Source organism: Kribbella sp. NPDC056951, assembly GCF_042674205.1.
GTDB classification, from domain to species: Bacteria; Actinomycetota; Actinomycetes; order Propionibacteriales; family Kribbellaceae; genus Kribbella; species Kribbella yunnanensis.
The window spans coordinates 269246-293608 of record NZ_JBHUQZ010000005.1 but is presented as its reverse complement, the minus strand read 5'-3'; the positions used below and the strand labels follow the sequence as shown (position 1 = coordinate 293608).

The 24363-nt window shown below is 66.7% G+C and carries 20 protein-coding genes; 8 read left to right on the top strand and 12 right to left on the bottom strand.

Annotated elements, in window-relative coordinates; all coding sequences use genetic code 11:
• Positions 1–90: 90 nt before the first annotated feature.
• Positions 91–561 carry a DUF6069 family protein gene (locus ACFTSF_RS22090; RefSeq protein ID WP_380155583.1) on the top strand — a complete coding sequence of 157 codons (471 nt, stop codon included), beginning with the start codon at positions 91–93 and terminating at the stop codon, positions 559–561.
• Here the strand turns inward: ACFTSF_RS22090 and ACFTSF_RS22085 are convergent.
• Positions 537–1223, bottom strand: coding sequence for a FadR/GntR family transcriptional regulator (locus tag ACFTSF_RS22085; RefSeq protein WP_380155582.1), 687 nt, complete (start codon positions 1221–1223; stop codon positions 537–539). The two genes, ACFTSF_RS22090 and ACFTSF_RS22085, sit on opposite strands and share 25 nt — an antisense overlap.
• A gap of 72 nt (positions 1224–1295) precedes the next feature.
• On the opposite strand from ACFTSF_RS22085, the gene ACFTSF_RS22080 reads away from it, so the two are divergent.
• Complete coding sequence (locus ACFTSF_RS22080; protein WP_380155581.1) at positions 1296–2510, top strand: alpha-hydroxy-acid oxidizing protein; 1215 nt, start codon at positions 1296–1298, stop codon at positions 2508–2510.
• Here ACFTSF_RS22080 and ACFTSF_RS22075 read toward each other — a convergent pair.
• The 3 genes from ACFTSF_RS22075 to ACFTSF_RS22065 form a co-directional block, all read right to left on the bottom strand.
• Complete coding sequence (locus tag ACFTSF_RS22075; RefSeq protein ID WP_380155580.1) at positions 2487–3629, bottom strand: sensor histidine kinase; 1143 nt, start codon at positions 3627–3629, stop codon at positions 2487–2489. The genes ACFTSF_RS22080 and ACFTSF_RS22075 overlap by 24 nt on opposite strands.
• A gap of 78 nt (positions 3630–3707) precedes the next feature.
• The gene (locus ACFTSF_RS22070) at positions 3708–4346 is read right to left on the bottom strand and encodes a pyridoxamine 5'-phosphate oxidase family protein (protein ID WP_380155579.1); all 639 of its coding nucleotides are present in this window, start codon (positions 4344–4346) and stop codon (positions 3708–3710) included.
• 8 nt (positions 4347–4354) lie between these two features.
• Complete coding sequence (locus ACFTSF_RS22065; protein ID WP_380155578.1) at positions 4355–5590, bottom strand: MFS transporter; 1236 nt, start codon at positions 5588–5590, stop codon at positions 4355–4357.
• 133 nt (positions 5591–5723) lie between these two features.
• Here ACFTSF_RS22065 and ACFTSF_RS22060 point away from each other — a divergent pair, with 133 nt between their 5' ends.
• Positions 5724–6176 (top strand): hypothetical protein, encoded by a 453-nt coding sequence (locus tag ACFTSF_RS22060; protein WP_380155576.1) that lies wholly within the window; start codon positions 5724–5726, stop codon positions 6174–6176.
• Between the two features lie 45 nt (positions 6177–6221).
• Positions 6222–6800 carry a Uma2 family endonuclease gene (locus ACFTSF_RS22055; protein ID WP_380155575.1) on the top strand — a complete coding sequence of 193 codons (579 nt, stop codon included), beginning with the start codon at positions 6222–6224 and terminating at the stop codon, positions 6798–6800.
• Positions 6801–6813: 13 nt separating this feature from the next.
• Here the strand turns inward: ACFTSF_RS22055 and ACFTSF_RS22050 are convergent, their stop codons facing one another.
• A complete protein-coding gene (locus ACFTSF_RS22050; RefSeq protein WP_380155573.1) occupies positions 6814–7458 on the bottom strand; it encodes an alpha-ketoglutarate-dependent dioxygenase AlkB in 645 nt (214 codons plus the stop codon).
• A 96-nt stretch (positions 7459–7554) separates the two neighbouring features.
• Here ACFTSF_RS22050 and ACFTSF_RS22045 point away from each other — a divergent pair, with 96 nt between their 5' ends.
• Together ACFTSF_RS22045 and ACFTSF_RS22040 are read left to right on the top strand one after the other, a co-directional pair.
• Positions 7555–7944, top strand: a complete 390-nt coding sequence (locus ACFTSF_RS22045; RefSeq protein WP_380155572.1) for a VOC family protein — start codon at positions 7555–7557, stop codon at positions 7942–7944.
• A 17-nt stretch (positions 7945–7961) separates the two neighbouring features.
• Positions 7962–9293, top strand: a complete 1332-nt coding sequence (locus tag ACFTSF_RS22040; protein WP_380155571.1) for an amidohydrolase — start codon at positions 7962–7964, stop codon at positions 9291–9293.
• A gap of 447 nt (positions 9294–9740) precedes the next feature.
• On the opposite strand, the gene ACFTSF_RS22035 is transcribed toward ACFTSF_RS22040, so the two are convergent.
• The 6 genes from ACFTSF_RS22035 to ACFTSF_RS22010 form a co-directional block, all read right to left on the bottom strand.
• Positions 9741–12644 (bottom strand): S8 family serine peptidase, encoded by a 2904-nt coding sequence (locus tag ACFTSF_RS22035; RefSeq protein WP_380155569.1) that lies wholly within the window; start codon positions 12642–12644, stop codon positions 9741–9743.
• A 151-nt stretch (positions 12645–12795) separates the two neighbouring features.
• The gene (locus tag ACFTSF_RS22030; RefSeq protein ID WP_380155568.1) at positions 12796–13545 is read right to left on the bottom strand and encodes a FadR/GntR family transcriptional regulator; all 750 of its coding nucleotides are present in this window, start codon (positions 13543–13545) and stop codon (positions 12796–12798) included.
• A gap of 63 nt (positions 13546–13608) precedes the next feature.
• Positions 13609–15951, bottom strand: a complete 2343-nt coding sequence (locus ACFTSF_RS22025) for a ricin-type beta-trefoil lectin domain protein (protein WP_380155567.1) — start codon at positions 15949–15951, stop codon at positions 13609–13611.
• Complete coding sequence (locus ACFTSF_RS22020; protein ID WP_380155565.1) at positions 15951–17258, bottom strand: ricin-type beta-trefoil lectin domain protein; 1308 nt, start codon at positions 17256–17258, stop codon at positions 15951–15953. Before ACFTSF_RS22020 ends, ACFTSF_RS22025 begins: the two co-directional genes overlap by 1 nt.
• Before the next feature lie 15 nt (positions 17259–17273).
• The gene (locus ACFTSF_RS22015; protein WP_380155564.1) at positions 17274–18779 is read right to left on the bottom strand and encodes a non-reducing end alpha-L-arabinofuranosidase family hydrolase; all 1506 of its coding nucleotides are present in this window, start codon (positions 18777–18779) and stop codon (positions 17274–17276) included.
• Positions 18780–18794: 15 nt separating this feature from the next.
• Complete coding sequence (locus ACFTSF_RS22010; RefSeq protein ID WP_380155562.1) at positions 18795–20252, bottom strand: endo-1,4-beta-xylanase; 1458 nt, start codon at positions 20250–20252, stop codon at positions 18795–18797.
• 324 nt (positions 20253–20576) lie between these two features.
• Here ACFTSF_RS22010 and ACFTSF_RS22005 point away from each other — a divergent pair, with 324 nt between their 5' ends.
• Positions 20577–21587, top strand: coding sequence for a glycoside hydrolase family 5 protein (locus ACFTSF_RS22005; protein ID WP_380155561.1), 1011 nt, complete (start codon positions 20577–20579; stop codon positions 21585–21587).
• Positions 21588–21730: 143 nt separating this feature from the next.
• Here ACFTSF_RS22005 and ACFTSF_RS22000 read toward each other — a convergent pair whose 3' ends face one another.
• Positions 21731–23410 (bottom strand): glycoside hydrolase domain-containing protein, encoded by a 1680-nt coding sequence (locus ACFTSF_RS22000; RefSeq protein WP_380155560.1) that lies wholly within the window; start codon positions 23408–23410, stop codon positions 21731–21733.
• Positions 23411–23519: 109 nt separating this feature from the next.
• Here ACFTSF_RS22000 and ACFTSF_RS21995 point away from each other — a divergent pair, with 109 nt between their 5' ends.
• A complete protein-coding gene (locus ACFTSF_RS21995) occupies positions 23520–24335 on the top strand; it encodes a dienelactone hydrolase family protein (RefSeq protein WP_380155558.1) in 816 nt (271 codons plus the stop codon).
• Positions 24336–24363 lie beyond the last annotated feature (28 nt).

The following is a 24363-nucleotide window of genomic DNA, read 5'->3' as shown; positions in this document are numbered from 1 at the left end:
CAAAGTAGAAGGTGCACAGCCGTCGGACCGATGCCCGAACTGCCGGCTATCAGTCACCTTGGTGGCAACAACCACTCCCGGAGGCTGAAAATGCAGACCATCACCTCGTCCGTCCCCACCACCACCAAGCCGGCCGCGCGCCGCCGTACCGATCGGAGCCGGTTGCTGGTGGTCGGGGTGGCCACGATCGCGGCGGCATCGTGGTGGGCGGTCCTCGTCCCCGTGGCCGGGCTCACGCTGGATGCGCGACAGGGCGGCGTACTGCAGCACATCGGCGCGCCCATGATCGCGATCTCGACGGCTGCGCTCGCGTTCGCCGGCTGGGCACTGCTGGCGATCCTGGAGCGCTTCGCCATCGGCGCCCGCAGGGCCTGGACGATCGTCGCCGTGATCTCCTGCCTGATGTCGCTCGGCAGCCCGCTTACCGGCGGGATCGGCATCGGCGCCAAGCTCGGCCTCGCGTCCTTCCACCTGCTGGTCGGCGCGATCGTCATCCTCGGCCTGCGCCGGACCGCGCTCTCCGCCGTCGAACGTTGCTACGAAGGCAACCGGGCAGCCTGATAGAACCCCTGGATATGCGCGGTCACCAACCCGGCCGCGCTGTCCGCGTCCCCGGACGCCAGCGCCGCCACGATCGCGCGGTGCTCACTGCGTAGCCCGACCGCGGTCGCCTCCCAGTCCGGCAGATTCGGTACGGCGGCGAGCACGTACCCGTGGATTGCCGACCGCAACGACTCCATCACCGCCGCAATCAGTACGTTGCCGGCGAGTCCCGCCAACGCCACATGGAATTCCGCGTCGAGTCGGTGAAACTCCTCCGGCGCCATTCCCGGCGCATCCATCCGATCCAGCAGTTCGATCACCGGGCCCAACTCCGGAGACCGCCCGGCCGCCTCCCGTGCCGCCCATGACTCCAGCAGCACCCGGGTCTGCACGACATCACCCATCGGCAGATGATTGGTTGCCAGGTGCAACCGCAGTACGGCGGTCAGCGGGGACACCGGCTCGGCCACGATCACCGCACCCGCCTCCGGCCCGGAACCGGTCGCGGTGCGCACGACCCCCATCGCCTCCAGCACCCGAACCGCCTCCCGCACCGACGGCCTGCTGATCCCGAGCTGTTCCGCGAGAGAGCGCTCTCCGGGCAGCCGTCCGCCGATCCGCAGCCGCCCGGCCGCCAGATCCGCCTCCACCCGATGCAGCACCAGCTCGTAGTTCTTCACCCGGAGACTCTACCCATGTGGTCGGACCACAGGCTAGGGTGTGGTCTGACCACACCACCCCTGGAGTGCCCGATGACCGACCGCCAGCTGCCGAAATGGTCCGAGCTCAGGCCGCTGCTGCGCGCCAAGCCGATCACCACGAACCCGACCGAGCGCCGCCTCGAGAAAGCGCTCACCATCGCCGATCTCCGCGCGATCGCGAAGCGCCGGACGCCGCGCTCGGTCTTCGACTACACCGATGGCGCCGCCGAGGCCGAGATCAGCCTCGGCCGCGCCCGACGGCTGTTCGCCGAGATGGAGCTGCAGCCGTCGATCCTGCGCAATGTCTCCGAGATCGACCTCGGTACGACGATCCTCGGCAAGCGCTCGGAGTTGCCGTTCGCGTTCGCGCCGACCGGGTTCACCCGGATGATGAACCACGAGGGGGAGAGCGCGGTCGTCAAGGTCGCCCAAGAGAGCGGTATCCCGTACGCGCTCTCGACCATGGGCACCACCTCGATCGAGGACGTCGCCGCGGCCGCCCCGGACGCGCGGAAGTGGTTCCAGCTGTACGTCTGGAAGGACCGCGACTCCGGTGCGGACCTGGTCAAGCGATCCGCCGCTGCCGGCTACGAGGCGCTGATGCTGACGGTCGACGTACCGGTCGCGGGTGCGCGCCTGCGCGACGTACGCAACGGCTTCACCATCCCGCCCTCGTTGACCGCCAAGACCGTGCTCGACGCGTCGATGCACCCGGCCTGGTGGGCCAACTTGCTCACCACTCGCCCGCTGACGTTCGCCTCCCTGTCCAGCTGGGACGGCACGGTTGCCGAGCTGCTGGACAAGCTCTTCGATCCCACCATGACGATCGACGACCTGAATTGGCTGCGGTCGATCTGGGACGGCCCGCTGATCGTCAAGGGCATCCAGACCGTCGACGACGCTCGCCGCGTGGTCGACGCCGGCGCGGACGCGATCGTGCTCTCGAACCACGGCGGCCGCCAGCTCGACCGCGCGCCGACGCCGCTGCGCATCCTCCCGGATGTCCGCAAGGCGATCGGTTCGGACGCGGAGATCTACCTCGACACCGGCATCATGTCCGGCGCCGACATCGTGGCCGCGGTCGCCCTCGGCGCAGACGCCTGCCTCGTCGGCCGCGCGTACCTCTACGGCCTGATGGCCGGCGGCCAGCGCGGTGTCGCCCGCGCGACGGACATCCTCACGAGCGAGGTCCGACGCACCATGGCGCTGCTCGGCGTCTCGAGCGTCGCCGAGCTCAGTCCGTCACACGTTCGCTTGCCCGACTAGCGGCAGCGTCGCGACGACCCGCAGTCCGCCAACGGGGGTGCGGGTCGTCGCCAGGGTCCCACCGAGTGCGGTCGCGCGCTCACGCATGCCGACAATGCCATTGCCTTCGGTGGGTGCGCCGGCCAGCGACTGCCCGTTGTCGTCGACCTGGACCACGAGCGACTCCTCGCCGTACTGGATCCGCACGGTCGCAGTGGTCGCCTTGGCATGCCGTACGACGTTGGTCAGCGACTCCTGGATGATGCGGAACGCAGCGCGGTCCAGCCCGGTCGGCAGCGGACGTGACTCACCATGGATCACGGTGTGCACCTCCAGACCCGCCATGGAGGTTCGGCTGACCAGATGGTCGAGTCGATCCAGCCCGGCGACCGGTTGGCGCGGTGCCGACTCGTCGGCCTGCCGCAGGATGCCGACGATCGCGCGTAGCTCCACCAGTGCCTCTTTGCTGGCGTCCTTGATCGCAGCGAGCGCCGGTGCGGCCTGCTCGGGTTGCCGGTCGGCCAGGTGCAGCGCAGTCGACGCCTGCACGTTGATCAGTGAGATGTGGTGCGCAACGACGTCGTGCAGCTCCTGTGCGATCCGCAGCCGCTCCTCACTGGCCTGCCGAAGCTCCGCCTCCCGCCGCGTGCGCTCTGACGCAGTCACGCGCTCGCGGTGCGCCCGGAACAGCTCCGAGATAGTGCCCAGCAGAACGAAGAAGAAGCCGACCAACAGGATCTGGTAGACCCCGTCCTCGTTGATGCCGAGCACCATCCGCCCGCCGACATGCCCGATGTACAGCGCGGCCAGCGCCGACCACCCGACCAGTCGATGCCCGAGCCGGATGGTCGTGAACACCGCGATGATGAACGGGAAGATCACCGGGCCGTACGGGTACTGCATCAGCATGTAGATCAGCGTGGACACAACCGTTGCCCACAGCACGGGGATCAGGTGGGTCCGCAGCCAGTACAGCGACAGCGACCCCTTCAGGATCAGCAGCACCATGAACCAGTCCGCCGGTCGCCGGTCGAACTGCCCGTTGTTCGCCGCCCCGAACGACCCGACCACACCGATCACGGACATCGCCAGCGGCAGCAGAATCCGCCGTACCTGAGGATAGTGGTCAGTGGTGGTCACAGTAAGGAACCGTACGGCGCTGCGCCCCTCGATGTCATCGTCGCCACGGAGTATCCGCTTGTACGCCAGGCGCAGTACTCAGTATTTGACTTCGTAGATCTTCTCTTCGTACTCCTTGCCGTAGTACTTCTCCAGCTCGGCCAGACTGGCGTCCTTACGCTCCAGCGCCTGCGAGATCTTCGCCCGGCTCGGCGCCGCGTCGACGTCCCAGCTCTCCGGCTTCCACAGCTTGGACCGCAGGAACGCCTTAGAGCAGTGGTGGTAGACCTCCTCGATCTCCACCAGCAGTGCGAGCTGCGGCCGGTTCCCCTTGACGATCATCTGATCGAAGAACGGCGCGTCCTTGACGATCCGGGCCCGCCCGTTGATCCGCAGCGTGTCCGTGCGCCCCGGCAGGAAGTAGATGAGCCCGACGTGCGGATTGCTGATGATGTTCTCGAAACCGTCCACCCGCCGGTTACCGGCCCGGTCCGGGATCGCGATCGTGGTGTCGTCCAGCACCAGCGTGAACCCCGCCGGGTCGCCCTTCGGCGAGACATCACAGGTGCCGTCAGCCGCCGAGGTGGCCATCAGCACGAACGGCGAGGCTGCCAGCCAGTCGCGGTCCAGCGGGTGCAGCTCCTTGCGCTCCTTGTCGACCGCGGCACCCAGCGGCGGCGGCACAACCTCGCGCAGTTCCTCGTACGTCGTGACCTCGACCAGACCGGGGATATCCATCAGACTCCTCAGGCGACCACGGCCGAACCGTCCACACTGACGGCCCGCGTCCGCGCTGCCCATTTTACGGCGGGACCAGTTCCCACACTGGTCCCAAGGAACAGGGCTCCGACGATGATCCAGCCGATCGGACCCCACCCCAGGACCACCGTGGTCAGCAGCGCCGGGCCGAGCATTCTGGCGATCGCAGGACCGGTACCGAAGAACCCCTGGTACTGCCCCTGCTTGTCAGCCGGCGCCAACCCGAAGCTGATCTCCCACGCACCCGAGGCCAGCTTCATCTCGCCCAGCGTCAGCAGCGCCGCGGCCACCACCAGCACTCCGGCAGCGACTGCAGGCTGCAGGTCCATCGCGGTGAAGGCGAACACGCCACAGGCGGCCAGCATCGCAATCCCGGCGTACCGGACCGACTTGGTCGCAGTGCGCAGATCGCGCACCTTACGAGCCACCCGCACCTGGAAGACCATCACGCCAACCGTGTTCACGATCATCAGTGAGGCGACCGCCCAGCTCGGCGCATCGGTGCGAGTGACGATCCACAGCGGGCCGATCAGGCTGATCAGCGGCATGAACAGCAGCATGATCGAGTTCAGCAGCGCCAGAACGGCGTACGGACGATCCCGCAGTACGGCGAGCCGCGGCTCACCCTGGACCCGCACGGCCACCGCGACCGCCGGCACCCGACGGATCAGCGCGGCCGCGATCAAGAAACTCACCGCATCCACCGCAAAGACCACCAGGTACGCCGCCTCCGTGTCGAACCGCAGCGCGATCCCGCCGAGCAGCGCGCCGACCGCCAGCCCACCGTTCACCGTGGCCTGCAGGAACGCCCGAATGCGAGTGCGCTCAGCCGGTGCGATCAGCCCGGCGAGCAACGCCTGCCGAGCCGCCGTCAGCCCGGTCTGGCTGCACGCATAGGCGATCGCAGCCACCAGGAAGAGCGGAAAGCTCCGGACGAACAAGAACGCCGACACCGAGACCGCCGTACTCAATGCCAGCAGGATGGCGACCACCCGCGGTCCCTTCCGGTCCGCCAAGTGCCCCAGCGGCACACCCGCCAGGAACCCCACCAGCCACGCGATCGTCAGCCCCAGCCCGACCTGAGCCTCCGAGAGCCCAACCACCCGCGTGAAGAACAACGCCGACGTGACGACGAACGCCCCGTCCCCGACCGAGTTGGCCAGCTGTGCCATCGCCAGATCACGCGGTGCTCCCGCGGGCGGCAAGAACTTGTTCGTCATCATGCACTGAGCCTATGACCACAGCGGCCCAAGCCACAGATCCACTTTCGTTCCAGTCAGGTGGGCCAATTGTCCGCTGCGGAACTGCCCTGTGGATAACTCGGATCCGGGCCGGAAGCCACGGCACATTCTTGGTATGAGCTTCCTCGACTTAGCCCCCGAATGGACCGACCAGCCCCTGACTGATCCCACCCTCGCCGCCGATGTCGTCGACCTGATGGTCAGCGACCGTGACCGCCGCAACGGCACCTTCACCGCCATCCTCTGCGGTCCCGACGCCCGCCTCCGAGCCGTAGTAGCCATCGACCTGCCCGCAGAATTCGCCGAACAGGACCTACCCCTGGACCCTCCCGGCCTCTGCGCAACAGCCATGCACCCGCTCGTGCTCGCCCTCCGCTCCGAGCCCGGTTCCTGCCTCCTCCTGGCCCTAGGCCGCCCCGGCCCACCCACCTGGCCCGAGGTCGACAACGAATGGTCCACCGCCGCCACCCACCTCTGCCAAGCCGCCCAAGTCCCCCTCCTAGCCTTCTACATAGCCACCCCCGACCACATCTACCAACCCCAACTAGCCAAGGCGAACGCCGCCTGACCCGTGGAAGACTGACCCGAGTACTGCCAGCAGGAGGATCAAGCGATGAGCATCGCATTCGTGGATCACGTCGGACCCTGGACGATCGAGGACGTCGAAGCGCTCCCCGACGACGGCAATCACACCCGCTACGAAATACTCACCCCTGGCGTCCTGACAGTGACCCCCGCGCTGATGGGACCGGTCCATCAGCGCGCGTCGCACCGGCTCGCCAAGCTGCTGGAAGCGGCGGTCGTGGCAGCCCAGGCCCCCTACGAATTGCTCCCGGTGATCAACGTCGAGATCCCCGGCGGCCGCCTGGCAACCCCGGATCTCTTGCTGATCGACCGCGCCGTCACCGCGACCGACGTCCCGCGCTGCCCGAGCGACTCCGTGCTTCTCGTCGTGGAGATTGTGTCGCCTCACACACAGCCGCAGGACCGGATCATCAAACCGCAGCTCTACGCCGAGGCCGGCATCAAGTTCTACTGGCGCCTCGAGCTGGAGAAACGTCCGCACCTGATCGTTTCCGAGCTCAGCAACGGCAAGTACCGCCGGACGCTCACGGCTCTCGGGGGAGTGGTCTCGACGATCGATGAGCCCTACCCGATCCAGGTGGATCCGGCAGCTCTCGCTCGCCAGTAGCCGACCGACGGTTTCAGCGCACTCCGCGGGGTCTGAATTGGATGCTGATGCGGGGGCCGACTCGTCCGCTGGCTTTGGGGATGGCGTGCTCCCAGGTGCGTTGGCAGGAACCGCCCATCACGATCAGGTCGCCGTGCCCGAGTGGATACCGGATCGCCGAACCCACCGGTCCACTCGACCCACCAGGCCGCGGCCGGAGCGCCAGCACGCGCGGCTCACCTACCGAAAGGATCGCCACCATCGTGTCCTCGTGATTCCCGCGCCCGATCCGGTCGCCGTGCCAGGCGACGCTGTCCCGGCCGTCGCGGTAGTAGCACAAGCCGGCCGTGCGGAACGGTTCGCCGAGTTCCTCGCGGTAGTGGTCGCTCAACGCGTCGCGCGCTTCGTCGAGGATCGGCAGTGGAAGATCCTGGCTCTCCTCGTAGAAGCACAGCAACCGCGGCACGTCTACCACGCGGTCGTACATCTGCCGCTTCTCCGCGTACCACGGCACCTCCCGCACGAGCCGCTCGAACACCTGGTCCGCCCCGGTCAACCACCCCGGCAGCACATCGACCCACGCGCCCTGCCCAAGCTCCGCCCGCGTGATCCCGTCGAGCGATCCCAACCCCGGATCCTCGAACGCATCCAGCAACGAGCCCTGAAGATCAGCACCCATACGAAGCACACTACCCTAGATTCGAACATTTGTTCCCATGGGGTCCGGTGGCAAGATGGCCGCTGACCCGCTCCACCGTCAACGGGAGGTTCCGACATGGCCAGCAAGCTGACCGAGCTGGCGATCGACTGCGCCGACCCCGGCGCCCTGTCCCGCTTCTGGTGTGCGGTGCTCGACTACGAGGTGCAATTGATCGAGGAAGACCTCATCACCATCGGCTCACCAGCCGTCCCCGAAGGCAGGAACCGCCCCGGCCCGGTGCCGCCCACACTGACCTTCGTCCAGGTCCCCGAACCCAAGACGGTCAAGAACAGACTCCACCTCGACATCAACCCCACCGATCGCGATCAGGCCGAAGAAGTCCGCCGACTGCTCGACCTGGGTGCCCGTCCCGCCGACGTGGGGCAAGGCGCCGACGCCACCTGGGTCGTCCTCGCCGACCCTGAGGGCAACGAGTTTTGCGTCCTGGCCGGCCGTCACCCCTGACCGTGAGAGGCTCCGGTATGGCGCAGTCGCTGATTCGCAACGTCGACGTCCTGATCGTCCCCGAGACAGGGGAGTGCCGGATAGACCAGGCCCAGGACATCCACCTCACCGACTCCGTCATCACTGCCATAGCCCCCACCACCGCAGCACCGCCAGCGGGTGAGGTGATCGACGGCACTGGGCTGCTCGCCGTGCCCGGTCTGATCAACTCGCACACGCACAGCCCGATGGTGATGATGCGCGGCGCCGCCGAGGACCTCTCCATCGACGACTGGTTCAACCAGCGCATCTGGCCGATGGAGGTCAACCTCACCCCGGAACGCGTCCGCGTCGGCGCCCGCCTGGCCTGCGCCGAGATGCTCCTCGCCGGGGTGACCACGTTCGTCGACCACTACTTCCACGCCGACCAGATCGCGCAGGCCGCCATCGAGACCGGCATCCGCGCCGACCTCGCCCCCACGTACTTCTCGTCCGCCGGCCCCGAAGCCGTCGACGCCGCCATCGCCACCACCCGCGACCTCGCCACCCTGCACCCGCGCATCACCGCCAGCCTCGGCCCGCACGCGACGTACACGGTCTCGGACGACGACCTTCGCCGTACCGCCGACGTCGCCCGCGCCGAGGGCTTCCGCATCCACCTGCACGCCGCCGAGACGGACGACCAAACCCAAGCCTCCCTCGACAAACACGGCGCCACCCCGATCGAGATCCTCGACCGCACCGGCGTCCTCGACGCCGGCGCCCTGATCGCTCACGGCTGCGGCATCCGCGACACCGACCTCCCGATCCTCGCCCGCTACGCCGACCGCACCACCGTCGCCACCTGCCCCAAGGTCTACCTGAAACTTGCCATGGGCAACGGAACCTCGATCAAGCAACTCCACTCGATCGGCATTCGCACCGGCATCGGCACCGACGGCGCCGCCGTCCACAACACCCTCGACGTCTGGGAATCCCTCCGCCTCCTGGCCCTCACCCAGAAACACCAGCAAAACAACGCCGAGTGGATGCCCCTCTCCGACACCCTCCGCCTGGCCACCCGCCACAGCGCCGCAGCCGCCAACCAGGCCGCCACCCTCGGAGCCCTAGAACCAGGCCGCCAAGCCGACATAACCCTCCTGGACCTCGCCGCGCCCCACAACCAACCCCTCCACGACCCCAGAGCAGCCCTCGTCTACTCCGTCCGAGCCTCCGACGTCCACACAGTCCTGGTAGCCGGCCAAGTAGTAGTCCGCAACCGCCAACTAACCAAGCTCGACCTAGCCGAAGTCCTAGCCGACGCCCGTTCCCTGGCCCACACCCTCGTCGACCTCTCCCGCGGCGGCGCCATCCAGCACTACGCCCCCTGACCCCAGCACCGACGGATGCACGCCAAGCGCACTTGGTTGCGGGGTCTCTGCGCGATCCGATACGACGTTGAGCACCGTTCAGCCAATCGCCCACCCAGAACGTGGTCGATCGGTGCTCAAGGTGAGCTGACCGGGCGACCTTGGGCACGGTTCAACCGCTCCGGCGGGTGTCAGATGGTTGATGGAGTCTCAAGGTGACCCCCGCCGCGGTCTCGGGCTGCTGCGGCGGGCCTTGGGATGCGCTCGGCGGACCGCCAACACTCACCAACCTCGCGAACATCCGCGCCACCACGCTCAAGGCGAGCCTCCGACCGCGTCTCACGGTGGGTTGGTGAGTGGCTGGAGTCCGTCGGCGCGATCATCAGCCTGGTCCGCGGCACAGACCATCCCCCGGAAGAGACGAGTGCCCCGGCCGCAATCGACCGGGGCACACCTGTCAGCTGATGATCAGGTGATCGTCAGAGTGCGGATCGCGCTGTAGGCGAGGGTGTGGTCGCCGTCGCTCGGGAAGTAGACCCGGTAGGCGATCTTCCCCTTGTACGGCGGCTTGATCCCGAACGCGTAGGCGCCCGCCGAGCTCAGCTTCGCCGAACCAGCCGCGGTCCACGTCTTCCCGACCAGTCGCTGCAACTGTACCGACTTGCCGGAGTGCGCCGGGTTCACCACCCCACTGAGCTTCGTGGTCGACCCCAGCTTCACCGTCGACGGCGACAGCGTCGACGAGATGGTCGGCGTGACCAGCACCGTGATGTCGTTGGTCCGCGTCCCCATCAGGTCACCGTTCCCGGCGAACGTCAGCATGTACACCGCCGAGTACCCCGGCTTGAACGTGTAGCTGACCGTCCCCCGCGACGACGACCCCAGCGTCTTCAGCAGCTTGAACGTCGTCCCGTTCGCCGGCCGAGAGTAGATACTCATCGGCAAGGCAGGGTACGCCTTCCCGTCGATCCCCAGCGTGCTCCCCTTGAGCGTGATCGACCCGCCAATGTTCAGCTTCGTGGACGTCGTAGAGATCCCCGACTTCATCCCCAGCAACTGCGTTCCCTTACCCGCACTCAGCTTCCCACTCCGATCTTTCACCCAAGCGCTGTAGGTGTAGGTCGTCGACTGAGGCAGCCCAGTATTGGCGAAGCTAGACGCAGTACCGGAGTAGACAAGCGTCCCAGTAGTCGGCGTCGGGTACTTACCCCCGGCGTTCCGCCGAACGATGATCTGATCCAGATCCCCAAGCGCCGGAATCTTCCACGACAGATTCGCCTTCTGGAACGACCCACTACCGTCAAACGTCTCCAACGCACCCGGCACCAGATCAACAGTAGAGAACACACTGCTGAACGGAGCTAATGCAGCCCCGTTTGCCTGCACGCCGCTCACAACGATCCGGTACGGCGCGTTATCCAGCAGTGCTGCGGTTGGAGTCAGCTCGACCGTCCGCGTGTCCTCGGCATATGTCTGCGTAGTCGCCACGACCGAACCAGTCTTGGCGCTCACCAACCGAACCGTTTCCGCAGTCACCGTGGCAGCCTCGACCGGCCGCGCGAACGTCACTGTCGGTTTCGTGGTCACGGCTGCTCCGGCCGATAGGTCGGCCGGAGTCGCGTTCAGTACCGGATAGGACTTGTTCCAGGCTGGGCCGCCGGAGCCTTCGGCTGTGACCTCGAGCGAGTATGCCCGGGTGTCCCGCGATCCGTTGTCGTTTCGTACCGCGATGTAGACAGTTCCCGCCGGCGCGCTGACGCGGGTGGTTGCGTTCAGCGGGCCCCATACCGGGTTGCCGTGATGGTCGACCTCGGTCGGGTATGACTTCGCGCCTCCGCCGAGGCCCATAAGGTTGGCGTCGTACACCTCGAAGCGCGGTGCGAAGTTCGACGCGCGGGTCGACTCATCGAAGAACGGACCCGTCAACGAGATCTTGAGGTTGCGTGCCGCCGACGCAGTGCCCAGCTTGTACCAGTCGACGTCCCCCTCGATCGCCGCGTTGCCAGTGACCGACGTACCGGTGATCTCAGTCGCCCGTGCGGGCTGGTCGTTACCGTCAGCCGCCCCAGTCGCGAAGTCGGCTCCCCATTTGCCACCGAGTGCGCCGTACGCGTCGAGAATGCCGGCGCCGTAGTACGGGTCGACACCGCGCGGTCCGGCGTCGCGCGCTGTGCTCTTCAGCCGTGCCGCGACCTGGGCGGGCGTGTACGACGGCCACTTGTTCTTCACCATCGCCGCAACCCCGGTCACGAGGGGCGCCGAGCAGGATGTGCCGGTGCATGAGAAGACCGGGTCGTCGCCGGGATCGACCATCGAGACCGGCCCGCTGGTCAGGATCCGCCGGCCGGGCGCAGCGATGTCGACCCAGTCGCCGTAGCTGCTGAAGCTGGTCAATGAGCCGAAGTTGTCGGTGGCGCCGACCGAGATGATCTCCGGGTACGACGCCGGGTACTGCAGCCGGCCGTCGCCGTCGTTACCGGCCGAAGCGACGATGACAACGCCCTTCGCAACGGCGCGCTTGATCGCGTCGTGCAGGAGGGTGCCGCCTTCCTCGTCACTGCCGAAGGACATGTTCACGACCTTCGCGCCGTGCTCGACGGCCCAATCGAGGCCCCTGATGATCTGGCTGTCCGGACCTTCGCCATGGTTGTTCAGGACCTTGACCGGCATGGCCTTGCCGTTCCAGGTGACGCCTGCAGTGCCCTGACGATTATTGGCGGCGGCGGCAATGATGCCTAGCGTCATGGTGCCGTGGCCGTGGTCGTCGTACGGCTTGGTCGGACGCGTGCTCGAGACGGCGTTGAAACCCTGCACGAGATGACCGACGAGGTCCGGGTGAGTCACGTCGACGCCGGTGTCGAGAACAGCGACGAGCTGGCTGCCGTTCGTCTTCGACAGGTCCCACGCTTGCGGGATCCGGATCGTGTTCATGGCATCTGCCTGACCCCAGGCACCACCGTCGTACATCGGGTAGTACAGGTCGTTCGGCACGGCCGTGGCACGGCGGATGTAGTTGAGCGAGGCAAGCTCGACCGCCGGGTCGGCCTTGACCTTCTTCAGCAACTCCGGCGCCGACGCTGAGCCGGTGATCTTGACTGCAGAGTCCGAGACGGAGTCCTCAGTCGTCGTCCGGTACTTCGACAGCACGGCCTTGCGCTTCGTGACGTTTGCGCTCGGCTTGAACTTGACGATGACGGCGTTCGGTTCATACGCCGCCTTACCGACCGGCGTGTGCCGGTTCGTGAACTTCGGCTCGAACGGCGTGCGGTCCTCGGCCGCCGTACCGGACGAGCCGTTCAGCACGACCAGGGAGCCGGCGACAAGAGCCGCAGGCACGGCCGCGCGCAGCAAAAGGGCAGGGCGGAACTTCAAGGGGACCCCCCCAAGGGTCTCAGAGTGTCAGTTGGGCGCAGTATCGCAGGATTTCGGTCCACTCCGCTTTGGGATCCCGATGTCAAAACGTGCAATTTGGGGGGCTCGGAGGTGTAAGACCCGGCAGAGCGGGGAAAAGTCGACGGTCGTTCTAGCCGAAGAGGCGGCGTTGAATTTCTTGGCGGTAGTCCTCGAGGGTGTTGTCCACGTGGAGGGCGGTGGCCTGGGCGGCTGCTTCTGGGTCGCCGGCTCGGATTGCCTCGAGGATGGCGGTGTGTTCCTGGATTGCTCCGTCTGCGTGGCCGCCGACGGTGCCGTGTAGGCCGATGGTGGTGGATTGGTACTGCAGGCGGCGGGCTTCGCGGACTGAGGCGACTAGGAAGTCGTTGTGCGACGCGGTCGCGATGCCGAGGTGGAAGTCGTCGTCGCCGCGGGCGAAGGCGTCTGCCTGGCCGGACAGGTGGCCTTGGCGGCAGGTTTCGGCGGCGGCTTCGATGGCGCGCAGTTCGGCGGGGGTGGCGCGGGTTGCCGCGAGTCTGCTGGCGGCTGTCTCCTGGACGCGGCGGAACTCGAAGAGCATGTAGACGTGGTCGAGGTTGGTGGGGAGGAAGAATCCTCGCCACCGGGCCGGGCCCAGCATGCCGTCGTCGTCTGCGACGTAGAGTCCGCGGCCCTTCTGGGCTCGGACGCGTCCGATGGCGGACAGGATCTTGATGGCTTCCCGTACGACGGTTCGGCTGCAGCCCAGTCGGGCGGCCAGCTCGTTCTCGGTTGGCATCCGGTCGCCTGGTTGGAGCGTCAGTTCCGCGATGAGCTGCAGAATTTGCTCGGCCACCAGTTCGTAACCGGGCCGGTAGGCGCCCCGCTCCTCGGGGCCGGCCGGAAGAGACGTGCTGTCCACCTGCGGGCCTCCATCGTCGTGGCGACCCCGGTTCACACCGGGGTCGCCACATTATGCCTTCGATCAGGAGATCGCCCACTGCTGGTTGCCGCCGCCGTGGCAGGTCCACAGCTGGACCTTGGCGCCGTTGCCGGTGCCGGCGCCGCTGACGTCCAGACAGCTGCCGGACTGTACGGCGGTGATGGTGCCGTTCGCGTTGAATTGCCACTGCTGGTTGGTACCGCCGGTGCACTGCGAGATCACCACCTGGCCGTTCAAGGCGGTTGCGCACCGCGTGTTGCCGCCGCTGTAGACGGTCAGCTGACCAGTCGCCGTACGGGTCCAGGTGCGGTGCGCCCCACCCGTGCATCCCCAGATCTGCAACTGGGTGCCGGGTGTGGTGCTGCTGTTGGGGACCTCCAGGCACTTGCCCGCCGCCAGCGCCAGGACGTCACCAGTGCTGGGCCGCACCGCGCGTTGGATCCCGGCCTCGGCCATCACCTGTTGAGCGGCCACCGGCCACGCACCGCTCACCTGGACGTTGTCGCGTACGACGTTGTTGTGCGGCGGCCCAGTGGCCACATTCGTCGCACCGGTGTTGTACCAGTTGGCGGCGAACACGTTGTCGTTCGTGTTGTTGGAGTTGCTGGCGTTGGTGAAGGCGAAAACCCCACTGTCGATCACCACGTTGTTCGTCACCGAGACGTAGCGTGAGCCCTCGTCCAGATACAGCCCGACGGTACTGCGGTTGTCGTAGACGAGGTTGTGATCGATCGAGCCGCCGGGGTTGGCGGACAGGTTGTAGAGGCTTCCGCCGTCGTGAAGTGACTTCTTGGTGCCGTGGACCACGTTGTACCGGACGACGGTCTCGCGCAACGTCGTCGGGGTGGTGTAGACCGGCTGGTAGTCGTACAGACCGCGGTTGCGGTAGTCCTGGCTGCCGCCGGGGTCATTGGCGCCCCAACCCCAGCCGATGTCGATGCCGTCGTACGCGAGGTTGGAGACCTCGTTGTGTTCGATGACGACGCGGGTCCCGTACGTCGCCAGGATGCCGGCCATGTCCTTGTAGTCCTTGGCGACGTCGGTCACCAGGTTGTTCCGGACCGTGATGTCTTTGTTGACCATCGCGGGGTTCGCCGGGTGGTGCGCGTCCGGACGGACACCGCCGATCAGGATCGCGCCGCCGGACAGGTTCGTGAAGGTGTTCTGGGACACGGTGATGTTGGAAGCACCGAGGCCCACTCCGGACTGGTGTGCAGCGGCGTCGTTGCCGATCCCGAGTCCGATCTGCCCGAGATGGCGGAAGGTGTTGTTGACGAAGGTGATCCCGGTGGCAGCCGAGACCTGTACGGCGGCCGGCACCTGCCCCCAGCCGTTGCGAGTGGCCTCGAACTGTCGGCAGCCCGACTGGCACGAGGTCAGGAAGTCCCCGGGCATCTGGTAGGCAGCCGGGATGAAAGCGCCGCTCTGCTGATTCGCGTACCCGATCGAGCTCCCCGGCTGCAGCCAGGTCGTGTGCTCGAAGACCATGTCCCGCATGGTGATGTCGCGGACCGGATTCGCGAGCGTGCCACTCAGCTGCACCAGTGAGGTCAAACGCGGCAGCACGATGTCGCGTCCGGCCGGTGACTGACCGGGGGCCGTCTTGTAGTAGAGCTTTCCGGCCTGCGGGTCCAGGTACCACTGGCCGGCATTCTTGAGGAACGAATAAGAGTTGTGCAGGGTCAGACCGCCACCCGCGAACGGACGCGCGAGGGTGTCGTACCCCCAGTTGTTGTTGTTCCACGCAGGCTGCTGCATGGTGATGCTGGTTCCGCTGATGCTCTGCACGGGCGAGTACCGATCGGTGAACGAGTTCAGGCTCTCCACCTCGATCCGGTTCTGCCGCGGCAGCGTGGCAAGGTAGTTCAGTGCGGAGTTCGTGATCGTCAGACCGCTCGCTGTGATCCGTACGTCGTTGCGGGAGATAGGGATGGTCGCACGCGGCGCCAGCGTCCCGTCGACGTACAGCTGCCGCGAGTCGACGCCCTGCGGAACCGAAGCGACCCAGATGTTGGCACCTGCGTCGTACTGCGCCCAGCCGGTGACGGGTTGGCCGCCCGACAGGGACGCGCCCGGTGCGGCCTGCCAGGTCACCGTGTGGCCGTTGCGCCCTGAGTCGGCGCTGGTGAGTTTCAGCGGTTCGGACAGCCGGTGTACGCCGCTCGCGAGCTCCACGACCACATCGCTCGTGCCGGCCCGAGCGCGAGCCAGCTCCTGTGCTTTCGCGAGCGTGGCGACCGGACGATCCGCAGACCCGGCATTGCGATCGTTCCCGTTGGGTGCAACAACAATCCGTACGACGGCAGTGTCGGCGGCCTGCGCGGTGAGCATCTGCGCGGGTACCGCGATCATCGCGACGACGAACACGCTGAGTCGTGGCGACATCAGTCTTTGGCCCAGCGCTGGTTGGGGTTGATGGTGCAGGTGGCGACGTTGGCCGGGCCTCCGTTGGCGGTGCCGGCGGCCTCGAGGCACAGCCCGGTCTGCAGGTTGCTGACAGTGCCGTTGTCGTTCACGTTCCACTGCTGGTTGGCGCCGCCGTTGCAGTCCCAGATGCGAGTTCGAGTGCCGGGTACGGCGTTGCCGGGGGCCTCCAGACATTTGCCGAGGACCTGCAGTGTCTGGCCGGTACGGGTGAACTGCTGGTTGGCATTGGTGTGGCAGTCCCAGACGAGCATCGGGGTGCCGTTGGCCGAGTTGGCGGCGTTGACGTCCAGACAACGACCGGCGGCCTCACTGCGCAGCCGGTACGTCGTGGGGGTGGGCGTCGTGTCTCCCGTGAAGAACTTCCACACCTCGTTCTTCACCCAGCTCCGGGCGCCGCTTTCGCAGCCGGCGCAGCCGTCGACGGGGCCCTGCTGGTGACCTCCGTCGAAGGCGGCCCACACCACCGGATACCCGGCGCGACAGCCCGAGTAGGTGGTTGTGATGTGGGTGCGGCTGCCCGCCGCGGGCTCGGGCGGGGACTGCGCGGTGCAGCCGTTGTTCCGGACGAACCTGTCCCGGAGTCCGCGCCCGGCGCCGATGTTGTCCGAGATGCCGTGGATGCCCATGTAGGCAAAGGGTTGGGTGCCACCGCTGCAGCCGCTGATCCCGCCAGGTGCGGCGATCGCCGCGACCGCGCGGAAGGTCGTCGCGCGCGAACAGGCCAGCGAGTAGCTCATGGCGCCGCCGTAGCTGAAGCCCAGGGCGAAGCGCTGTGCCGTGTCGACGCAGAGGTCGTTCTCGATCCGCCTGATCATGTCGTCGGTGAAGGTCACGTCCTCACCACCCGAGTTGCCCCAGCCGTTGTTGAGGCCCTGCGGCGCGACGAAGATCGCCGTGTTGTTCGCCAGCCGGCGCAGCCCGTAATGGGCATAGACGTCGCCGTCGCTGCCGCCTCCGGCGACCTGCTCCATGGTGCCGCCCAGCCAGTGGAACCCGAAGACCAGCCGGTACTGCGTGGTGTTGGTGTAGTTGTCAGGCACGCTCAGGATGAAACTGCGGTTCTTCCCACTGCTCTGGATCGTGTACGTCCCACTCCGCAGCGTCGGCGTCTTGCCGCAGCCGGGGGACGCCGCGAGCGGCGCCGCGTCCGAGGACGGGACCGCCGGTCGGGCCTCGGCCGGGCCGGCTGACAGACCGGCACCGGTGAAGATCAAGGCGGCAGCGACGGGCGCCAGCCACCGGCGTACAAGGTGGTTCTTCTTCATGATGTTCTCCTCCTGTCAGCAGGACGAATTCGTTTGGGTGAGCAGGCCCATCCGCCAAGGCAGCTTCAGATAGTCGCCACCGGCACCCGGATCCTGGCCCTGGTAGACGTACTGCAGCCGGCAGGGATCGATGGTCAGCGTCTGGTCGTTGTTCGCGCGGACCAACTCGCCGTGGCTGATGTCCTGGGTCCAGGCGCCGTTCGGGAACGAGACATTGTTGCGGCCGGCAAAGGGTTGGTTCTCCGTGGCCGCCAGTGGAGTCCAGTTGCCGGTGAGGCTGCCGGAGACGTAGGACCGGAAGTACCGCCGGCCGGAGCTGCCGATCGCTTCCTGGATCAGCAGGTATTGGTTGGCCCCGGCAACCTTGTACACATTGGTTGCCTCGAACAAGTTGAACTTGGAGTCCGACAACACGATCTGGGTGTTGCCGAACCCGTTGGGGAAGTTGGCCAATGTGGTCTGCGCCCGGTAGATGTGGCCGTTGTCGTCACTGAAGAACAAGAAGCAGTTCGCGGCGTCGCAGATGACCCAGAAGTCGATCCAGGTTCCGTCGCCCTTGTTCTGCTTGACGATGTCCGGCTCCTGCGCGATGAAGGTGCGCGGGGCCGACCAGGACCGCGGATCGGCGGGGTTGGTGCTGGTCGAGTACGTCGGCGGCGCGGTCTGATAGACCAGGTACCACAGGTTCTTCGGAGCGAAGTGGAACAGCTGCGGTGCGGCCCGGTAACCGGGTCCGATCGCGGAGGCCGTGTCCAGATAGGTGTGTGGCGCGGCGGCTGCCTGCGACCAATCGCCGAAGTTGAAGTTCACCAGACCCCAACCGGACGATCCTGCAGTCGTGGCATAGATGAGCCACTGGTTGTTGTGCCGAACCACCGAGAAATCCTTGACGGAGTAACGGTCGGGATGTTGTGCGTCGGCCTTCGGACCGGCGAGCACGCCACTGGACGACCATTGGAAAGTGGACGGCAACGATCCACCGGGATTGCTGCCGATCGCGACCAGCTGCCACTGCTGATTGGTCCCGCCACCGTCGGAGCGCTGCACGACCTGCGCCCCGTCCGCGCTGGAACCACTCGGGACCTCGAGTGCTTTGCTGCTGTTGCGGTTGATCAGCCGGACCCGGCCGTCCGGGGAGTCGGCCAACCGGAACTGCTGGTTCGTCCCGTTGTGATCACTCCATTGGACGACGGCGGCGCCATCCGCGGTCGACGCGTTGGACACGTCGAGCGCCTTGCCGGAGTGGCGAGCCTTCAAGCGGTAGTACCCGCCACCGGAGTCCACGAACTGGAACTGCTGATTGGTCCCGTCGTGCCGCGCCCACTGCTGAACGCCGGCGCCGTCCGCGGTGCTCGCTCCGGAGATGTCCAATGCCTTGCCGCTCGCGCGATTCACCAGGACGTACCACGCGTTCGGATCCACAGTGGCCGCTTGCGCCGGACTCGTGCCGACCACAGCCAGCAGGCCCGCAATCAGTGCTGTCGCGAGGGCGAGCGCCGTACTTCGTCTCTTGCTGTGCATCTGTTTCTCCTTCCGCTAGAGGCGCTGGAGCTGGAAGCGCTGGTTCGAGTTGCCGGTCGGGTTCCACTGCGAGACACGTGCGCCGTCTGCGGTGGATGCCGACCACACGTCCAGCGCGAGGCCGCTCTGCCGGTTGATCAGGCTGACCACCCCGTTGCCGTGGTCGGTCGGCTGCCATTGCTGACTCGTAGCGTTCGTGTCCGCCTGTTGCGTAACGTCTGCGCCGGTGTTCGAACCCGCGACCTGCAGGACGAGACCGCTGTGGCGTGCCCTGATCCGGAAGTAGCCACCGCCGGCGTCCAGAAAGTCGAACTGCTGATTGGTCCCACCGGAGACCGACCACTGCTGCGCCAAGGCTCCGGCCGCGCTGGACGAGTTGGCGATGTCTACCGCCTTGCCGCTGTGCTGCGCCACCAGCCGGTAGTTGACTCCGACCTGGATCGGACCACCGCCGGGAACGGCGTTCAGAGTGTTCAGCACGGCGTCGTACGCCGGCTTCTTGTTGCCGTTTCGGTCGAACAGCAACGGGTTCTCGCTACCTCGCCAGGAGTCGCTGTCACGCACACCCCAGGTGGTGATGCCGGTGCACCGCGGTACGTTCATGCAGGCCCGGACGGTGCCGGCGTACGCGTTCGGCGATGCTTGGGCGATGTCGAGTTCGGTCAGTTGTACGTCGACCCCGAGCGCAGCAAGGCTGGAGAGCGTGGTCTGGAAGTTGGCTGGCGCGCCACCACTTCCGAAGTGCGCTTGGAGGCCGACACAGTCGATCGGCACGCCACGGGACTTGAAATCGCGGACCAGCCGGTAGACGCCCTGGGTCTTGGCCGCGTTCCAGTCCTCGATGTTGTAGTCGTTGTAGCAGAGCTTGGCGGTCGGATCCGCGGCCCGGGCGGTGCGGAACGCCTCCTCGATGAAGCCGGTGCCGAGGACGTCGCGGAACACCGACGACCGGAGCTCACCGCTGTTGCCGTCGGCGAACGCCTCGTTCACGACGTCCCAGGAGTGGATCTGGCCGCGGTACCGGCTTGCCAGGGTGGTGATGTGGTTGTTCATCACGCTGCGCAGGGTGTTCGCGTCCCGGATCCCGCTGACCCAGCCGGGCAGTTGCGAGTGCCAGACCAGGGTGTGGCCGCGGAGCAGTTTGTTCTGCGAGCGCGCGTGGTTGGCGATCCGGTCGGCCGAGGAGAAGGTGAAGTTGTTCCGGGTGGGTTCGGTGGCGTCCCACTTCATCTCGTTCTCGGCGGTGATCGAGCCGAACTCGCGATTGAGGATCGTCGTGTACTGCGTATCACCGAGCTTGCCCGCGGAGACGGCGGCGCCGAAGTAGCGGCCGGACTGCGCCGCTGCAGCGCCGAGGGTAGTGGCGGCAGCGTCGGCGGCGATCGCGGGCGGAATGGTCAGTGCGCTGGTGGTTGTGAGCAGGACCAGCGCACTGCGAAGTAGTTTCCGGACGGATAGGGGCTGCGGGGACATGCGTTCTCCTTCGTGCTGAAGGCATGGGATTGCTCCGCAGCAGGAAGGCCGGCACCAGGGTGCGATGAACCATGAGGACTCCCGGGGGCGGAGGGGTGTCGAAGCGGTTCGATTAGTCGCAGACCGTACGCCTCCCGCTGCGCGGTGCGCAATGCTTCGGTCTTATCAAGGCGAGATTCGAAAAATGTTTCGGTCCCATCGGTCCCGCAGATGTTCGGTTCTGAACGTTGGTGCCCACCTTTGATCGCCGGGTGGACAGGATTTACCGCCGCGCATCATATTTCGGGAAACAATGCGCTCGACCAGGCTCAGAGAGGCGAGAACATGTTCCCAAGACCGATCCTGCTGGTAGTGATGGCGCTGTGCAGCTTGGCCGGCATCACCGCCACCTCAGCACCCGCCCAGGCCGCCACCAATCAGTTCCGCGGCATGAACTGGGCCGTACTGGGCGACAACTTCAGCAAGAACCCGCTGGTCATCGCGGGCCTGAGTCAGACCGACAGCAACGCGAACGTGCGCGCAAAGGCCAACGCCCTGTACGACGACATGGCGGCCGTCGGCGTGAACACCGTGCGGCTGCCGATCAACACCCACACAGTCGGGACCGCATGGTGGGAGAACTACCGGGGTGCCATCGACGCCGCGACCGCCCGCGGGTTCAAGGTCATCCTCGCGTACTGGGAGGACGGTGCCGCCTCCGGTGGCAAGATCACGAACCTCGCTGCCTGGAACACGATGTGGTCCCGCGTCACCAACACCTATGGCGCCAACCCCAACGTCTACTTCGAGCCGATGAACGAACCGCATGGCTACAGTTCGGCGGACTGGCGCAACGTCGCGGCCAACTGGCTCAGCTATCACTACTCGGCAGTGCCCAGCCGGGTGCTCATCGGCGGCACCGGCTACAGCCAGGACCTCCGCGACATCTGCAACGACAGCCGCTTCAACGGCACGCTGCTGTCGTTCCACTACTACGCCTTCTTCTACGGCCCGATGACGTACGACGGCTTCCGCAACCACGCGCAGACCCGGCTCGGGAACTGCGGCTCCCGGGCCGTCCTGACCGAGTACGGCGCTCCGATGTCGAACGGACTCAACTACGCCGACGCGGGCAGCACCGACAACTTCGTGCGCTACGTGCGTGCGATCACGCAGGTCATGCGGGACAACCAGATGGGCGGGACCTACTGGCCCGCGCTCGGCGGGAAGCGCACCGACGGCGGAGCGTTCGACTGGTACTCGATGTTCGCCCTCAGCGGCAGCGGGACCAACCTCGACCTGACCGTCCGCAATGCGTCCGGACGCGATCGGATCCGCTACGGCTGGGGCCTGTGACGCGGTTCGAATTCCGGCCCGGTATTGCTATTTATTCGGGGTGATGAATTGCCCGGGCGGATCAATGCGATTGATTGCCTAACGCATTGATCCGTCCGGTACCGGAGCCTCCGCGCCGGTGGATGTGTCGAACTCATTCCTCGCTAGACGGCGGTGAAGTACCAGCGCTGGCAGGAGCCGCCGTGGAAGGGCCAGATGATGACGTCGGCGCCTCGGGCGGCGGAGCAGCCTGCCACGTCGAGGGACTTGCCGGAGCCGGTGCCGATGATCTTGTAGGCGCCGCCGATGATCGGTTCGATGGTCCAGGTCTGGCAGTCGGCACCGGTGTCGTCGAAGAGCTCGACCGGCGTCACGTCGGCGGTGGAGCAGCCGGTGACGTTGAGGGCCTTACCGGTGTTGCCGTCGAGGATCTTGAAGGTGTTGCCGGTGGTGCGGACGATGTGCCATTGCTGGCAGGGGCTGGTCAGGATGCGGTCCCACATCCGGATGTTCGCGCCGTTCTGGGACTGGCAGTCCTGGACGTCGAGGTCGAAGCCGCCGACCTCGGCCTTGATCCGGTAGACGCCGTCCTCCATCGGGGGCGGCGGGTTGCCGGCGACATCGAGGAAGTTGCTGTCGATGTTGATCGTGACGCCACCCCAGGTCTCGTTGTGGTCGCCCTTGTACTGGTGGAGGCGCTGGTGGTTCACCCAGAGACCGGCCGGGATGTACTGACCGCCGTTGGTGTCGGCGGCGCCGTTCCACCACGCGAACCAGAGGTGGTCGGGCATCAGCCAGCGGCTGTCACCGGCGGAGTTGGCCAGGTCACGCCCGCCGGAACCGGCGCTGCTGTAGACACCGCTGAGGTAGCCGCGGGCGTGCAGGGTCTCGGTCCAGCCGGTGACGTAGGACATGATCGCGTCGCGGCAGGCGACGTTGCCGGTCGGGTACGCCTCGATGTCCGAGTAGAGAGCGCTCCCCGGGCCGATCCCGAGCGCGCTCGCCGCGTCGGCCGAGACGTTCGCCGAGCTCGAGCCCTGGGAGCGGGCGGTGGCCAGGTCGAAGGACATCTTCGGGTTCCGGCTCCCGCAGGCGGCCTGATAACCGACGTCGATCGGGATGAACGACCAGCCGTTGGCGGCGTTCGACGCGACCCACGAGGCGGTCAGGTTGGCCTGGGTGCAGGAGCGTGACGAGCCGCTGATGTAGATGCCGACGGCCTTGAACGGCGAGGACTTCCAGGCATTCATGGCGCCCAGCGACGGTGCCGTGCACTGGTCGAACGCCTGCTGGTTGATCATGGTGCCTGGGGCAACAATCGACGCGGCGGGTGCCATCGCGGTCTTTTGAGGGCGGACCATGGCTGTCGCGTCGGCCTTGGAGGTGACCCGTCCCCGGCCGAGAATCTGCCGGACGGAGGACTCCTCACCAGCGCCGTGGATCGCGGTGACCAGGACACCGGCGTCCTCGACACCGACCTGGATCTGGTTGTCGGCCGACGGCGCCGCAGCGGCCGCCGTACTGGCTGAGGTTGCCACGGCGGCGGCGCGGGGAGCGGCGCCGGAGAGCGGTTCCAGGATCAGGCCGGCGGTGCGGCCGGCCAGGTGGGCCGGGCAGTTCTGCTGTTCGGCGGGCCGGCCGAGATAGACCGCCGGGCGGTCGAAGCGGACACAGGCCGACGGGTCCTTGGACAGGTCGACGACCTGCCACGACTTCGGTACGGCGACCTGGTACCCGTGATAGCTGATGGTCCGTTCGTCCGGTGCGGCCTGAGCCGGTCCGACGGCGGTGGCTGCGGTGAGTAGCAGCGCGGCACCGGTGAGTAGGGTGAGAGGACGGTACATGAGCACTTCCTCGGGGGCGGAGGCAGAGTCGGTATCCCAGTGGACTGCTTCTCCGGTGTCGAGCTCAAGCCTTTCGACCTAGGTGTTACATCGATGCAGGGGAGCGGATATGGCAACGAGTCCCGAGGCGGCCGGTTGGCGGCGTGCGCCGTTCACCGGAGCTGGGCAGACCTACGACTGCTTCGAGAAGGGTGAGGGCCCGGGAATCGTGGTGATCCCGGAGATCCCCGGCCTGACTCCGGAGGTCCTCGGGTACGCCGAACATCTCGTCAGCGAGGGTTTCACCGTGGTGATCGCCTCACCCTTCGGTACGCCGGGAAAGTCGGAGAGCGCTCTCTATGTTCTCGGAACGCTCTCCCGGCTGTGTGTGTCGAAGGAGTTCCGGGCTTTCGCGGCCGACGCGGAACGACCGATCACGCAGTTCCTGAGAGCGGTTGCCGCCGATCTCGCGGCCCGGACCCCCGGCCGGGGAGTCGGCGTCATCGGGATGTGCTTCACCGGTGGCTTCGGCCTCGCCACCGCGGTCGACGATGTCGTGCGGGCCCCGGTGCTGAGCCAGCCGTCGGTCCCGTTGCCGCTGACGGCCAAACTGCGCCGCGACCCGGGGCTGTCCCGGCGTGAGCTCGACGTGGTCAAGGAGCGCACCCGTACGGACGGGTTGTGTGTGCTCGGCCTGCGGTTCAGCAAGGACCCGATGGCGCCAGCCGACCGGTTCACCACGCTGGGCGCCGAGCTGGGCGATGCCTTCGAGGTCATCGAGCTCGACTCCGGCCCCGGCAACTCGGAGGGCTACGGCAAGTCTGCGCACTCTGTGCTCACCCGCGAGATCAAGGAGAACCCGCCGAACTCGGCCTTCCATGCCCGCGCCCGCACGGTCGAGTTCTTCCGCGAGCGATTGATCTCACACGCGCAGTCACCGGACTGACAGGTCTCACTAACGCTCCGTGCGGAAA